Below are 14,222 nucleotides of genomic sequence, written 5' to 3'. Positions count from 1 at the left end.
GCCCTCTAAGAGTCTGCTCTGACTCACAAAAAGGGCGAAGTTGAATCATTTTCTGAAGAACCCGCGTTTCTTGAATCATTTTCTCAACAAGCCGATTGAATCACATTATGAATGAGTTCAGCACCTATTGAACGCCGCAGCGTAACCCCAAAAAGATAATAGGTAATTTCAACTAGAGCCCGAGGGATGTCACCATGACTGCCTATGACGACCAGAACGTCTTTGCGAAAATTTTGCGCGGGGAAATGCCCTGCGAAAAGGTCTTTGAGGACGACAACACACTCGTAATCATGGACATCATGCCACGAGGTGACGGCCATATTCTGGTGCTGCCAAAGGCCCCTTCTCGCAACATTCTGGACATCGACAGTGACAGCCTCACATCCTTGATGGCAACCGTTCAGAAAATGGCTCTGGCTGTTATGAAGGCCTTCTCCGCTGACGGCACCACAGTTCAGCAGTTTTCAGAAAGCGCGGGCGGTCAGGTCGTGTTCCACACCCACGTGCATGTAATCCCTCGCTTTGACGGGGTCGCCTTGCGTCCGCACACTGGCGACATGGCTGACCCTGCGATACTGAAAGAGCACGCAGACAAAATCCGCGCTGTCCTATAGGAAGCGGCAGGCACAAAAACGCAGGCCCCACCCTTGGCAGACCGGTGGGGCTTTGCGGTCACGCTTTGGCAAGCACCTTGTCGAACCGGCTATCCATGCAGACACTGACATCAGTCGTGATGAAAGCCCCATCCTTGAACAGGGCGAAGATGGTAGCCGGACAGGCCGCAGCCTGCGCCTGCTCCAAACGCTCAAACTTTACGATCTTTAGCGGTAGCCCCCTCTTTTCAGCGGTCTCGCGCAAAGAGTGGTTCACGTACAGCTCCGTAAAGGGGCAGCGCGCGCTGTAGTAGGCCACCAGTCCCTTTTCCTCCGGGCCTTGCCCCGTGAGCGCAGCTGGCAAGAAGTTGGGCTCAACGGCGTTCTCAGAGAGCTTCAATGCAAGCAACTCAAAGCCCCAAGGCGAACTTGCTGCCACCTCGAAGCCCTGGCGCTTGAACCACTTTCCCTCGCCCATGAAGTGAAACTTCTTTTTCCCAACAATGGTAACAAGTCCATCGCGTCCCTGATCCCGCGCAGTCTTCAGAGCAACGTCAAGCAGCGCCTTGCCATGGCCCTGCCCCTTGAACTTGCCTGAAACCCAAAAGCAGTTGATCAGCAGATAGTTCGGCGCTGAAATCGGTGCCCATCCATGTTCGGCTGGCCCGAATTCAATGAACACCTTGCCGCGCTCATCCAGCTTCACGAACTCATAGCCATGAGCGAATTGTTCCGTGAGCCACGCCTTCTTGGCCTGATAGCCTGCCGCGCACTTGCTATCTGAAATCGCGCAGCAAATATGCTCGTCCGCGATATTCTCCGGACTGAGATGAATGTATGCCATCACCTGCTCCCAACCTATGGAACTGTGCCTGATAGCAACAAACTAGCACCCTCGCCCGGTCCTTCGCAGGACAGAAGTCAAAACCCCCGAGAATTAGGAGACTAAATTAAAGGCCTAGAACGCAAAAGCTCGAAAGCTCATACGACGACCAACCAACCGCTGATCAGCACAAGCTCCGCAGTGGCAACACCTGCCAGCAAATGATCCCGGCACAACTTGAAAGTCGCAAACCCCCAAGCCGTTGCGACCAAGCGGAGCCAAACCGGCGTTTCTGCAAGCGGCCCTTCAGGAAACAGGATCAGACGCGCGATGATGGCAGCAATGAGCGCTGTAGCGACAGCGCGCACCCAAACCAGAATTTCGCTTTCTTCATCAATGCGCCCGGCAGCATAGACCCCAATCCAGCGCCAGATGTCTGTGGCAATCCATCCTGCAAAGAAAATCATCAGGTACGGCCACCACCACGTCTGCATCATATCGCCTGTCATCAGATCCACCCCTTCCGCCGAGCGGTAAACAGCCCATAGGCCAACGTGCCTCCGACAAAGCCGGAAAGCAGAAGGTCAAATCCAGGAAACCAGAGATAAAAAACAGGCCCGAGGATCAAACCGAAGATCATGGCCATATGGTCTGAGGGAACCCTTGCCGCGCCCCACATGGAAATCAGGAAGTAGATTGGTGTCAACATGACCAGCGCCCCGGCCACGATGTCCGGCACCTGAGGCACAAGCAGATAGGCGATGGCCGTCACGATCGCCACAGACGAGTTCACAAAACTCACAAAACCCGCAAAAAACGGCAACCTCGCATGGCGTGGCATGTCTGGCAGTGTGCGCATTGCAAAAACCCAAGCGGTGACTGCCACGAAGTGCGACATGATCAACAGCAGCCAATTGGGGGTTCGCTTGCCATCTCGCAGTACCGGCATCAGGGCCACCGTCATGGGCATCAACCGGATGGACGACAAGGCAACCGCAATAGCAGCCGTTACAAGCCCGACGCCGGTCGACAACGCGCCGGTTAAAACCACGATACTTGGCAGAGCCCAAATGAAAATCGTCATCAACATGACTTGAAGCAAAGACAGATCCGCTTCTCGAGCCAAGCTTGCGAAACCGACAAATCCACCCATTAAGATGACTGTTGGAAGAGAAAGCGCTTTGCGCATTCCCAGAAAATACCAGGACAAAGTACTGCGAGTTTCCATGACTGAAACGGGATTGACCTCACTGGACTGGAGAACCATTCAGAACAGCTCGCAGATCTGAGAAACACTTCCCAAATGGCCAAAAAAGCACCCACTCTGGGTTTAGCCCTTACCAAACCTGCGACAATATATCATCCGTAATACTCCCTTATTATTTAAGAGGCAAAGGAAATTGCTGCGCAGTAAGCATCATTTCAAAAAATACAAAAGGGCCGGACTTCAAAAAGAAATCCGGCCCTTTATCATTTAGGTAGCTGTAACTAAAGCGTTATTCGGCGAGCGGAACCTTTGGCACGCTGGAACCACCCTTGGAGGACGTGGACTTGGCCGCCTTCTTGCGCTTTGGCTTCGCCGCTTTCGGAGCTGCCTTGGCCGGGGCCGCAGGCTTGTCCTCCACACTCTCAAGTAGCAACCCTTCAAGATCCTCGGAGACAGATACTTTCACAGTCCCGCCCCTCTTGAGCTTGCCGAACAGCACTTCGTCCGCCAACGGTTTCTTGATGTGTTCCTGAATGACACGGCCCAGAGGACGCGCACCCATCTGCTGGTCGTAGCCTTTTTCAGCAAGCCAGGCGACAGCCTCTGGCGTCAGTTCGAACGTCACGTTGCGCTCTGCAAGCTGCGCCTCCAACTGCATGACGAACTTCTCGACCACCTTGTGAATTACGGTGTCATCCAGATTGGAGAACGGAATGATCGCATCAAGACGGTTGCGGAACTCCGGCGTAAACATCCGGTTGATCGCTTCAGTGTCATCACCTTCACGCTTGACCTGGCTGAAACCGATCGGCGGCTTGGCAAGATCCGCAGCACCAGCGTTAGTGGTCATGATCAGGATGACGTTCCTGAAGTCGACCTGCTTGCCGTTGTGATCTGTCAGCTTGCCGTGGTCCATCACCTGCAAAAGGATATTGTAAAGGTCCTGATGCGCTTTTTCGATTTCATCGAGCAACAAGACGCAATGCGGGTGCTGGTCAACGCCATCTGTGAGCAAGCCACCTTGATCAAAGCCAACATACCCTGGAGGCGCACCGATCAAACGGGAGACGGTGTGACGCTCCATATATTCGGACATATCGAAACGCAGCAGCTCGACACCAAGTGTGGACGCCAATTGGCGCGCAACCTCCGTCTTACCCACACCGGTTGGACCGGAGAACAAATAAGACCCGATTGGCTTATCCGGCTCACGCAAACCCGCTCGGGCCAACTTGATGGAGGCCGCCAGCGCTTCGATTGCCTTGTCTTGACCGTAAACAACGCGCTTCAAGCTGTCGTTGAGGTTGGACAGAACCTCCGCATCGTCCTTGGAAACAGACTTCGGCGGGATCCGAGCCATTGTTGCGATGGTTGCCTCAATCTCCTTCAGGCCAATGGTCTTGCGACGCTTGGACTCTGGAATAAGCATTTGAGAGGCACCGGACTCGTCAATCACGTCGATGGCTTTATCCGGCAGCTTTCGGTCGTTCAGGTAGCGTGCAGAAAGCTCCACAGCCCCCTTAAGCGCATCATTTGTGAACCGCACATTATGGAAGTCCTCAAAATAAGGCTTCAGGCCCTTCAGGATCTCGATTGCATCCGGGATGGATGGCTCGTTTACATCCACCTTCTGGAAACGGCGCACCAATGCCCGATCCTTCTCGAAGAACTGGCGGTACTCTTTATAGGTGGTCGAGCCGATACAACGGATCGCGCCAGAGGCCAGAGCGGGCTTGAGCAGATTGGACGCGTCCATAGCGCCGCCCGAAGTTGCCCCTGCACCGATCACGGTGTGGATTTCGTCGATGAACATGACCGCGCCGGGATATTCTTCGATCTCTTTGACCACCTGCTTCAGGCGCTCTTCAAAGTCACCACGATAGCGCGTGCCGGCCAGCAGCGAACCCATATCCAAAGAGAAGATGGTTGCTGTCTTCAACACTTCCGGAACATCGCCAACAACGATGCGGCGAGCCAGGCCTTCAGCAATCGCTGTTTTGCCAACGCCAGGGTCGCCCACGTAAAGCGGGTTGTTCTTGGACCGGCGGCACAAGATCTGAATGGTCCGCGCGATTTCCTTGTCACGACCAATCAGTGGATCAATCTTGCCAGAGAAAGCCTTCTCATTAAGGTTCACGCAGTAAGCTTCAAGTGCTTCAGTTTTCTGCTGCTTGCCCTCAGAGCCGGATGCAGACCCTGCCCCGCCCGTAGGCGTCGCTTCGCTATCTTCCTCAACACCGCGAATAGGTTTCGGCTCTGTCATGCCGGCGCGCTTGGCAATCCCGTGTGAGATGTAGTTTACCGCGTCGTACCGGGTCATGTCCTGCTCTTGCAGGAAGTAAGCCGCATGACTTTCCCGTTCCGCGAAGATTGCCACAAGGACATTGGCACCTGTAACCTCTTCCCGGCCAGACGACTGGACATGAATGACGGCACGCTGAATCACGCGCTGGAAACCGGCGGTGGGCTTTGAATCCTCATCGCCATCCATCACAAGGTTTTCGAGTTCGGTATCGATGTATTCGACAATTTCCCGGCGAAGCTGATCCAGATCCACGTTGCAGGCACGCATCACCGCGGCTGCATCTTGGTCGTCAATCAACGCTAGGAGCAAATGTTCCAGGGTTGCATATTCTTGCTGGCGTTCATTGGCAAATGCCAGCGCCTGATGGAGAGCTTTTTCGAGACTGCGAGAAAATGACGGCACAGGCGCCCCCTATTACTTTTTCTCCATAACACACTGCAATGGATGTTGATGTTTTCGGGCGAAATCCATAACTTGCGTGACCTTCGTTTCAGCCACTTCGTAAGTGAAGACGCCGCATTCACCGACGCCGTGGTGATGAACATGGAGCATGATCCGCGTCGCGTCTTCCCGGCTCTTGTGAAAGAACCGCTCAACAACGTGGATGACGAACTCCATGGGAGTGTAGTCATCATTCAAGAGCAGCACCCTGTAGAGACTTGGCCGTTTAACCTTCGGCTTCGTCTTGGTTACAGTGACCGTTCCGCCATCACCACCGTCGTCCGGATCGTCTCTGCCACTCATATATTCCTCGTGCCCCATCATGTATAAATCCGGGACCTTGATAGTATTTAAACAAGAGCCCCTCGAATTCAAGGGGGAAAATTTCACCCTAGAACTAAATGATGTTTGAAATATTGTTCCCAACCCTGCTGCACTCAAGTTTAATTGATCAAACACCACTGTTTTTGGATCACAAACCGACAACAGACTTTCAGCATCTCCGCGAAAATGCTGCTCAACTGCCATTTTACTTACCTTCATGCCCAACTTGGTCTATCGATTGGAACCCACGTTCTTCATGTTAAATAGAGGCAGTGTTCCAGAATACAATCGGTGTCTGTTACCACACCACCCCTCTTCATCACTCTACTTAAAACCATTGTGCACGGTGTTTGCAAAATTCAAACCCAGAAACCGAGCATTTTCGTGGTGCATAAACCAAGTGATAAGCTGCTTTTGGATGGTAGTGGGGATAGCACCCCGCCGAAACACGTCTCATATATATAAAGTGTAGGCAACAAAAAGCCCGAGCCAATAGACCCGGGCTTTCCAATCAGCTCAATTTGAAACGGGAAAAATTACTTTTTGGCTTCAGGCATGATGTTGGAGAACGGCTTGTATGCATCTTTAGCCATCTCGCTGTACATCTCACCCAGCTTGGTCATCTCGGTGACGAAGTTCTCGTAGCTGGACTTGGCGTAGGAGTTCTGTGCTTCAAATGCCTTGTCCAAGGTGCCTGCCCCCATGACAGCAGACATGGCATCGCTGCTCTCTTTCCATGACTTCTTCTGATACTCAGAGAGCTCGTTGGAGACCGCCTGCATCCCCTTTGAGAGCGCGCTAATGCTCTCCATTACCATCTCAGAATTGTCCTTCTGGATTTTCTGAAGTTCTTCAAAACCACCCATCATACCAATGTCCCCAATATTTCAGAGAGTAAAATAGACCAACGCACCTGCGGTAGCCCTCAGAAAACTAACAGGAAACACCTATACCGCACCGCACAATAAAAGTCAAAATATGCCGCATCGCATTATTCAACTACTAACTGCTAGTGACGCTGCGTTAATTTTGGTAGGGGATAAAAACATGAAAATGATGCCGGGCATTTACACATTCGTAACCGCGTTTGCATCATTTTGGGCATGAAGCGGTTTGGGGGCTTTTCCTGATTTTTACACCCGCACGGATCACGCGAATCTCGCTTGATCTTGCAAGCCGTCGTTGAGTGCGCGTTTCAAACGCGAAAACAAATGCTTACTGCTAATGGGGCGAGTTATGGGTCTGCGTTTTTTTGGACCACTGTCACGTATCAAGAAGACTTTCAGCCTGATTGCTACGGCGGGCCTGGTTGCGACCACGTTGGTGGCAACAGCTACAGTAGCTGAGGCGAACTCAAAGTATGCGGGCGTCGTCGTCGACGCCAAGACAGGCAAGGTGCTTTATCAGGACAACGCCCACGCACGGCGTTTCCCAGCTTCAACAACAAAGATCATGACCCTCTATGTCCTCTTTGAGGAAATGGAAGCCGGTCGCATGTCTTTGAACACCCGCATGCGCGTATCCAAATACGCTTCTCAGCGCCCGCCAACCAAGCTCTGGCTTAAGGCAGGCGGCACCTTGCGCGTGAAAGATGCGATTTTCGCTCTGATCACCCGTTCAGCAAACGACGCCTCCACGGTGATTGCTGAACACATCTCCGGATCAGAAGCGGCCTTCGCGCGCCGGATGACAGCAACTGCGCGCCGCATCGGCATGCAAAATACGGTATTCAAGAACCCGCACGGTCTGCCAAACAGCAAACAGGTCACAACCGCTTATGACCTGTCGTTGCTCGGCCGCGCCATTCAGGATCGGTTTCCGAAATACTACAAGTACTTCAACACCCGCTCCTACAAGTACGGCAAGACGAGCCTGCGCAACCACAACCGACTGCTGGGATCTGTTCGCGGCGTTGACGGTATTAAAACCGGCTACACTCGCGCTTCTGGTTTCAACCTCGTAACCAACGTGGAACGTGATGGCCGCCACATCGTGGCCGTTGTCATGGGCGGACGAACTGGTCGCAGCCGCGACGCACACATGGTGGACCTGATCAACCGCTACTTGGGCAAAGCTAGCCGTGGCCCACGTACCGCGCCGCTTCTGCTCGCTGGCAGCCCGACTTCTCTGCCACAAACGCTGGCCGCGCTGCCAAACTCCAAGCCAAGCTTCGGTTCAGCAACAGCATCCACGCCGGTAATGGCCTATGCTCAAGCTTCAATAACACCAAGCACCAAGCCTGGCGGAGATCCGATCGCACAAATGCTTGAGAGCCACGAATCTCTGGCTCCAATTGCAAACCCAGAAGAGCCCATCAAGGTCGCCTCAGTTGCGCCAACCGCCCTTCCGGCTGCAGCCCCTGTCCAGAACGCTGCACAGCAGCAGGTACCGGCAGCAAGCGCCGAACCAGAGCCAAGCTGGCACGTGCAGATCTCCGCGTCTGCCAGTCAGGAGCAGGCCATTGCAATGCTAGAAAAAGCCCGTGCAGCAACCGGTGGAAAGCTGAAGCGCTATTCCATGTACACTGAGCCGGTCCGCACGAAAAACCAGACGCTGTACCGCGCCCGGTTCATTGGATTTGAAACGAAAACTGCCGCTTGGGACGCTTGTAAGTCCCTGAAAAGAGCAAACTACTCTTGCTATGCCGTATATCAGTAACTTGCGTAACGGTGATAACTAATGTCTGTTGAGAAGCCTATCCTTCGCCTCGTTGAGCTTAGCAGCAAGGACCGCGGAGCCGCCGCTGTCCGGATGAACTCTCTTGATCAGTCTGCGGTGGGCCGCTCGGATTTCCTCCGTGCTGGCCCCCGGGGAAAGACCAAGAATCTCGTAGGCCTCCTCTTCAGTCAGGGAGCCAGAGCTCGAAGACTGGCTATGCCCAGATGTGGAGTCCGACTGGAAGTGTACACGCCAGTCGGCGAACCGGCTGTCGAGATAAGTTTCGAATAGAGTCAGGCTGTCCTGATCTCCAGAAACTTCTCGCCAGAGGCTCTTCATGTCCTCCATGGACAAATCACTCAGCCTTTGGCCGGAGTAGCGTCCCGACCGCACCCGGCCATCCATCTCACCGCTGTCGTGATCCAGAGCCATCTCAAAGAACGCCGAACGCACTGAGGACTTTTGATTTCCTCGTGATGCGCCAAACGGATCGCCACCAAGCCCTCCTAGGTTGAGACCACGAAGGCCCGCAAACGGCGAAAAGCCACGAACGCCAAAGAGCGACAAGGCGACAGCTGCAAGCGGTATGGCAACGAGCCAGCGCCCTGTGACAACCAGAAATATGCAGACCGGTATCAGAAAAATTCCGCCAACCAGCTTGATTTTTCTGGCCAGTTCAGCCGGGTTGGACTTCGTGAAAGCATTCGCAAGATAAATGGAAAGGGCCAGAACCAGCCCTCCTGCAACCAGATAAGCCATCGCTATCGCATATCTCCAATCAGCAACTGAGCGCCCTTGTGGCCACTGTTGCTCAAATTCTCCAAGGCAACACGACCACCTGCCGAATAGGCTGCCACAGCTCCGAGGAGCTGGCGCAAGCGCTCTGCAGATTGTCTGTCAAATCGATGGAAGACCCCTTTGGTCAATCGCGCTACCTCTTTGAAGGTATGCTCCGCCAATGGGTCATTGCCCTCTTGAAACATGAATGTGGGCACGCCCAGCAAACCCAGTTCGCCGGCATGATCACACAACAGATCAGGCTCCTCCTCCATACAGTCACCGATATAGATCAGCGCCTGAACCTTTTTCTTTCGCGTCTCTGCGATGGTGTGTTTGAGGACTTTTCGGATCTGCGTCCTCCCACCCTGACAATGGATCCGCCCCATCATAGAGGCCAACTGAGTAGCATCTCTCGCCCACTTCGAAGCACGGCACTCGCCGAAGCCGCGAAAATAGACGAGCTGCACATCCAGACCGCCGACCTTGCCCGCCTCGTGGAACATTTCGGCCTGCAGGTGGCAGGCTTGATCCCACGTCGGTTGCCGGCTCATGGTGGCATCCAGTGCGAACACCAACCGGCCATTCTCACCGGCGGTTTTTGGGGCACCAATCGATCTGGCTGCTTTGAGGAACGCTTGAATGTCCTGAGAAGAAGAGGACTGCTCTGGGAGGTCGGTACGCTTTAAAAGCGCATCTTGCTTATCTTTCATTTAAAGGCCTCCAAACCCAACATTCTGAAAGGCTGAATGTCAGTATAAGTGCAAACACCACCGCTTACCAAGCCACTCCTGTTAACGGAAGCGGAAAGGCTTGTCAGTCATGTGAGGTAGGAAACCGCTAAAGCAAGATGAGAGAAGGCAAATTTCCTTCACAAGCGCAATCGAAAAAACGACATACAGCTAGATTAGGCAGAGCTCTTGAAGCTCCTGACGCATGCTCTCCGGAATATCGCCGGACACCGCTGATATGCGCATGTCCGCGGGAGCGTCTTCGGCCTTCAAATAGCGCCAGCCCTGAAATGGGCGGCGCGGCTGCTGATGCGTGTGTACCAAGTGCGGCTCCAAGACCAGCTCACACTGCTTGCGACCGCCATCGTCCTTAAGCACGCGAATATCGATGAGTTTTTGGCGCACCTGAATGGATCCCTTGATAACCCAGTAGAGAGAGCCACCATCAAGCAGTTCCTCTATTCGTGTGGGGACCATGCGGGTCGTATGGACTTGCTCATCAGAGACGCCCGCTGCGAGCGCCAGCACCTGCCGGTGCTCGATGTATTGCTGAAGCTGATCCGGGCTATCAACGCCCACGCATAATTTTACAAGATGCAATGCCATGGCAGCTGTTTATCAATATGAGCTTTGCAAGGAAAGAGCCTGCAACACACCTTTGGGTGATTTGGCCTACAAAAGAAAAAGGTGCAGACCGTAATCTGCACCCCTTCTATAGAAACCTTATTCGCCAGTCGGCGGGCCTTGGCTAGGCGCCAGCCCCTGCGAATACATAGATCAGCGCCAGCGCGCCCCCTAATGCGACAACTGCTCTCGCCGTCACGCCCCAGCAGGACTTCTGAACTTCCTGGTCCATAAAACACCATGAGTTGTTGTAAATAGCGCGCAAACGAAAACTCATTGCGCTGCGGGGGTGGTGATTAGCCCGTCTCGATCTGAGACGCAAGCCCCTAATTGACATCGAACTGCCATATTTCCTGTGGAACCACGCCCCACCCATCCGTTAACCTCGCGTTTACTTCTTGAGGACGTCACTAAGCAGGCGATAAAACATGGTGAATTCGTGTCAAGAGTATTTCGAACACACCCCGGGCAAGAATAGCGTGAAAAAACGGCAGAGAAAGGCCAAAAATGGAGCATTTGAGTCCATTTGATATCGGCGCATTGATCTTTTTTTTGTTCTGCTGGCTGCTCTACAGCTGGCTGATCTATGCAAGTCCATGGCGTGAAAAATCTCTCACTCACATGATGGATGCCTACCGTCACACGTGGTTGCGCGCCATGTTGTCGCGGCAGATGAGAATTGCCGATACCAACATTGCAGCAGGCCTTCAGCAGGGCACATCCTTCTTTGCCTCCACCTCCCTACTGGCCATTGGCGGCGCATTCGCCATTCTCAATTCAACTGACAAGGTGGTTGAACTTGCCAAAGAACTGCCGATCCAACTGACACCGGATCCTGCGCACTGGGAGACCAAGGCCATCGGCCTGATCGTCATCCTTGCCTACTCGTTCTTTAAGTTCGGTTGGGCCTACCGCCTGTTCAACTATGCCACAATCATCATGGGCAGTGTCGCTGACACGCAAGGCAAGGAGGATCCTGAAGCCTTGGAGAGAGTGGATCGAGCCGCAAAGTTTGTGACGCTGGCAGGGCGCCATTTCAGCCGAGGACAGGCCAGTCTGTTCTTTTCCGTGGGTTTTCTTGGTTGGTATGGCGGTCCGCATGTCTTTATGGCGGCAACGCTCTTTGTGTTTATGGTGCTGGTCCGGCGCCAGTTTTTCTCGAAGGCACGTGCAGTGTTGCTTTGACCCCCAAAAGATTCATGCAAGTCAAAACAAAACCCGCCCGGAGGACCGTGGCGGGTTTTTTGTTTTCATCCAAACGGATGGGAAAAATTACGAGGCGTTGGTTTTCAGGGCGCCATAAGCATCCCAAGCAAGCTTTCCTTCTTCGGTCTTGCAGTCGCTGCCGTGTTCAGGTGCCGTAAATACCGGCTGTGGCTCCTCAAACCCTTTCAGGTAATAAGAGCCCAGCGCCCCCGCATGGCAGCCCAGAATATCGGCAAATTCCTTGGAAGTCAGAATGTCCTGATTGAGGTCTTTGGAAAGGCCTGCGATCCGGGAAGCCTTGTTGACGGTGGGCCCAACGACAGTAAAGTCGAGGCGTGTCTCTCCCCCTACGTTTCCGAAGAAGACGTCTCCCGCATGAAGACCCATTCCCAGGCGCAAATCGGGCAGCATGGGGCAACTGGTGTCATTTGCGCGCTGGATCCCTTGCATTGTTTCCTTCGCTGTCAAAAGCGCCTGCATGGCCGCGACGCGGGCCCCCTCTTCGTTTTCATAGGGAAAGACAGAGAGCACTTCATCACCGATGAACTTTAGCACCTCACCGCCATTACGCTCGACGGCCTCAGACATGGCACCGAAATAAATATTCAATAGCTCTATGATCTTGTCGCTCGGCAGCTGATTGGACAGCTGCGTAAAGCCCCGCAAGTCTGCAAAGCCAACGATTGCCGAGATGCGCTCACCATCCCCACGCTTGATCTCGCCGTTCAATACACGCGCACCTGCCCGCGGACCAACATAGGTGTTCAGAACGGTTTCAGCCTTTTCTTTTAGGGCTTGCGCCTCACACAGCATGCTGAGCGGCTGGGCAATGGTCTCAAACGCCAAGATATCGGCGTCGTTGAAGCCAACGGACTCGCGCGTTGCCATACTCACTGTGCCAGGGGTGGCTTCAGAAAAAACAAGGGGCATGGCGATATAGTCCGTAAAGCCAGCTTCCCTCAGATCGGGCACAATGCCGAACTCGTTCTCTTGAGCTTCCTGTGTAATCTGTAAGCGCACTGACTCGCCTGTGTCGTGCACCACCTTTAGAGGGCTGTTCAGGTACATTTGCTCAAGTGCGGGCTCACCGCGATAATATCGCAGCTCTACTCCTTTTTCTAAGGTCCAATGAAAGCCCTTTGCGCGAAGTGACGGATGGAGGACCGGAATGCTGATCCACATCCGATCAACCAGCATTCCTGCTTCACGCGTGCGTTCCACCAACTCTTCAAGCACCTGCGAAATGTTCGGATAGAAGCGAGCTTTCTCGTAGAGCCAGCTCACGATATCAGCCGACAGAATGGCGCCATGGATGAACATGCGTTTCTCCGCGTAAAGCACTTGTTATTGATAGATAAGATCAATCCCCTTCATGTAAAGCAAGGAACGGGAAGGATCGAACAATCACTTCTGAACACACCGTCAACTGGCGGTTTGACACTCTAACGACATGGGTGAGGAGAAGTGGTTTGGACAGGCGGAGATGAAACACTCCAAGCCTCAATGTGGCACTCATGTCACATCCGGGAGGCGTAGATGCATTTAGTACCACAACCGAATTTTCGCAAGCCGCAAAAACATATCTCCATGACCGCGCGGCAATGTGGTGCGTTTGGGCAACAAAAAAAGCGGCCTCAAGGACCGCTTTCTTTCACTTCAGAACAGTGTCTTGAACCGCTAGTCCAGTTCTTTTGCGCTGTTCACGACGCGGCCGACCAAACCGTATTCAATGCCTTCTGCCGGAGACATCCAGTAGTCGCGGTCCGTATCTTTCTCAATACGCTCAATCGGCTGGCCCGTAGCATCGGCAAAGATCTGATTGAGGCGATCACGCATCTTCAGGATCTCTTTTGCTTGAATTTCAATGTCGGTCGCCATGCCGCCAGCGCCACCCGATGGTTGGTGCAACAGGAAACGAGTGTTCGGCGTACACAGGCGACGTTCCTTTGGCACTGAAACGTAAATCAATGCGCCCGCACTTGCGACCCAGCCCATACCAAGCATACGCACTTCAGGGCGAATGAAGCGGATGGTGTCATGAATCATGTCACCGGATTCCACATGGCCGCCCGGAGAAGAAACGATCACGGTGATTGGATCATCGGAGACCTGAGACAAAGCCAACAACCGAGAACAGACGTCCTGAGCAAGTTCCTGCGAGATTTGACCTGTGATCAGAACCGTACGAGCGTCAAACAGGTGCTTGTCCACTGGAATGGACTTTTCAGATTTTGCCGTTTCGCCTTCGTCATCAAGATAATGAGGCATCGGAGAGGAATAGTCCGTCATACGAGTGACTTGCTCCCTTAAAGATTGCTGCCGCCAGTTGCGGCGGGTGAAGTTACCTATTCTTAGAAGATGGGAGCGCTGCTCGCAAACACCAAACTATTATTCACTGAGATAGTCCCGGTAAAAAAGTGTGGTCCCAAAGCCCCTCCCCGTTTTCCAGCTCCAGTGCGACAAGCTGTCCTCGTGGATGCGGGAAAACGACAGCCTCTCGTTTGGTTATCTTTCGTTAAGCATGATCTAGCAA

The 14,222-nt window shown here is 53.5% G+C and carries 14 protein-coding genes; 3 read left to right on the top strand and 11 right to left on the bottom strand.

Annotated elements, in window-relative coordinates:
• Positions 1 to 194 precede the first annotated feature (194 nt).
• Positions 195 to 614: an HIT family protein gene (locus PUV47_RS12215; RefSeq protein WP_274218835.1), complete on the top strand. Its 420-nt coding sequence runs from the start codon at positions 195 to 197 to the stop codon at positions 612 to 614.
• A gap of 58 nt (positions 615 to 672) precedes the next feature.
• Here PUV47_RS12215 and PUV47_RS12210 read toward each other — a convergent pair whose 3' ends face one another.
• From PUV47_RS12210 to PUV47_RS12185, 6 genes are all read right to left on the bottom strand, one after another.
• Positions 673 to 1,437, bottom strand: a complete 765-nt coding sequence (locus tag PUV47_RS12210) for an N-acetyltransferase (RefSeq protein ID WP_274218834.1) — start codon at positions 1,435 to 1,437, stop codon at positions 673 to 675.
• 137 nt (positions 1,438 to 1,574) lie between these two features.
• Positions 1,575 to 1,925 (bottom strand): AzlD domain-containing protein, encoded by a 351-nt coding sequence (locus PUV47_RS12205; protein ID WP_274218833.1) that lies wholly within the window; start codon positions 1,923 to 1,925, stop codon positions 1,575 to 1,577.
• Positions 1,925 to 2,683, bottom strand: a complete 759-nt coding sequence (locus tag PUV47_RS12200; RefSeq protein WP_413697820.1) for an AzlC family ABC transporter permease — start codon at positions 2,681 to 2,683, stop codon at positions 1,925 to 1,927. Before PUV47_RS12200 ends, PUV47_RS12205 begins: the two co-directional genes overlap by 1 nt.
• Positions 2,684 to 2,912: 229 nt before the next feature.
• Positions 2,913 to 5,330 carry an ATP-dependent Clp protease ATP-binding subunit ClpA gene (gene clpA / locus PUV47_RS12195; RefSeq protein WP_274218832.1) on the bottom strand — a complete coding sequence of 806 codons (2,418 nt, stop codon included), beginning with the start codon at positions 5,328 to 5,330 and terminating at the stop codon, positions 2,913 to 2,915.
• 12 nt (positions 5,331 to 5,342) lie between these two features.
• The gene (gene clpS, locus PUV47_RS12190) at positions 5,343 to 5,672 is read right to left on the bottom strand and encodes an ATP-dependent Clp protease adapter ClpS (protein WP_274218831.1); all 330 of its coding nucleotides are present in this window, start codon (positions 5,670 to 5,672) and stop codon (positions 5,343 to 5,345) included.
• Positions 5,673 to 6,229: 557 nt separating this feature from the next.
• Entirely contained in the window at positions 6,230 to 6,562 is a 333-nt protein-coding gene (locus tag PUV47_RS12185; RefSeq protein ID WP_274218830.1) for a phasin family protein, read from the bottom strand.
• Positions 6,563 to 6,929: 367 nt separating this feature from the next.
• Between PUV47_RS12185 and PUV47_RS12180 the strand changes: the two genes are divergently transcribed.
• Positions 6,930 to 8,351, top strand: coding sequence for a D-alanyl-D-alanine carboxypeptidase (locus tag PUV47_RS12180; protein ID WP_274218829.1), 1,422 nt, complete (start codon positions 6,930 to 6,932; stop codon positions 8,349 to 8,351).
• An 18-nt stretch (positions 8,352 to 8,369) separates the two neighbouring features.
• Here the strand turns inward: PUV47_RS12180 and PUV47_RS12175 are convergent, their stop codons facing one another.
• The 3 genes from PUV47_RS12175 to PUV47_RS12165 all read right to left on the bottom strand — a co-directional run bounded on the left by PUV47_RS12175 (position 8,370) and on the right by PUV47_RS12165 (position 10,465).
• The gene (locus PUV47_RS12175) at positions 8,370 to 9,110 is read right to left on the bottom strand and encodes a DnaJ domain-containing protein (RefSeq protein WP_274218828.1); all 741 of its coding nucleotides are present in this window, start codon (positions 9,108 to 9,110) and stop codon (positions 8,370 to 8,372) included.
• A 2-nt stretch (positions 9,111 to 9,112) separates the two neighbouring features.
• On the bottom strand, positions 9,113 to 9,841 hold the full coding sequence (locus PUV47_RS12170; RefSeq protein WP_274218827.1) for a VWA domain-containing protein: 729 nt from the start codon (positions 9,839 to 9,841) through the stop codon (positions 9,113 to 9,115).
• 189 nt (positions 9,842 to 10,030) lie between these two features.
• Positions 10,031 to 10,465 carry a DUF1489 family protein gene (locus PUV47_RS12165; protein WP_274218826.1) on the bottom strand — a complete coding sequence of 145 codons (435 nt, stop codon included), beginning with the start codon at positions 10,463 to 10,465 and terminating at the stop codon, positions 10,031 to 10,033.
• A gap of 525 nt (positions 10,466 to 10,990) precedes the next feature.
• Here PUV47_RS12165 and PUV47_RS12160 point away from each other — a divergent pair.
• Positions 10,991 to 11,668 (top strand): DUF599 domain-containing protein, encoded by a 678-nt coding sequence (locus PUV47_RS12160; protein WP_274218825.1) that lies wholly within the window; start codon positions 10,991 to 10,993, stop codon positions 11,666 to 11,668.
• Between the two features lie 87 nt (positions 11,669 to 11,755).
• Here PUV47_RS12160 and PUV47_RS12155 read toward each other — a convergent pair whose 3' ends face one another.
• On the bottom strand, positions 11,756 to 13,009 hold the full coding sequence (locus PUV47_RS12155; RefSeq protein WP_274218824.1) for an adenylate/guanylate cyclase domain-containing protein: 1,254 nt from the start codon (positions 13,007 to 13,009) through the stop codon (positions 11,756 to 11,758).
• Between the two features lie 357 nt (positions 13,010 to 13,366).
• Entirely contained in the window at positions 13,367 to 13,978 is a 612-nt protein-coding gene (locus PUV47_RS12150) for an ATP-dependent Clp protease proteolytic subunit (protein ID WP_274218823.1), read from the bottom strand.
• Between the last annotated feature and the right edge of the window lie 244 nt (positions 13,979 to 14,222).

Origin of the sequence: Pseudovibrio exalbescens, assembly GCF_028737195.1 — a bacterium.
Lineage (GTDB): Bacteria > Pseudomonadota > Alphaproteobacteria > Rhizobiales > Stappiaceae > Pseudovibrio > Pseudovibrio zosterae.
The sequence above is the reverse complement of the archived record's forward strand: the minus strand, read 5'-3'. Positions and strand labels throughout refer to the sequence as shown.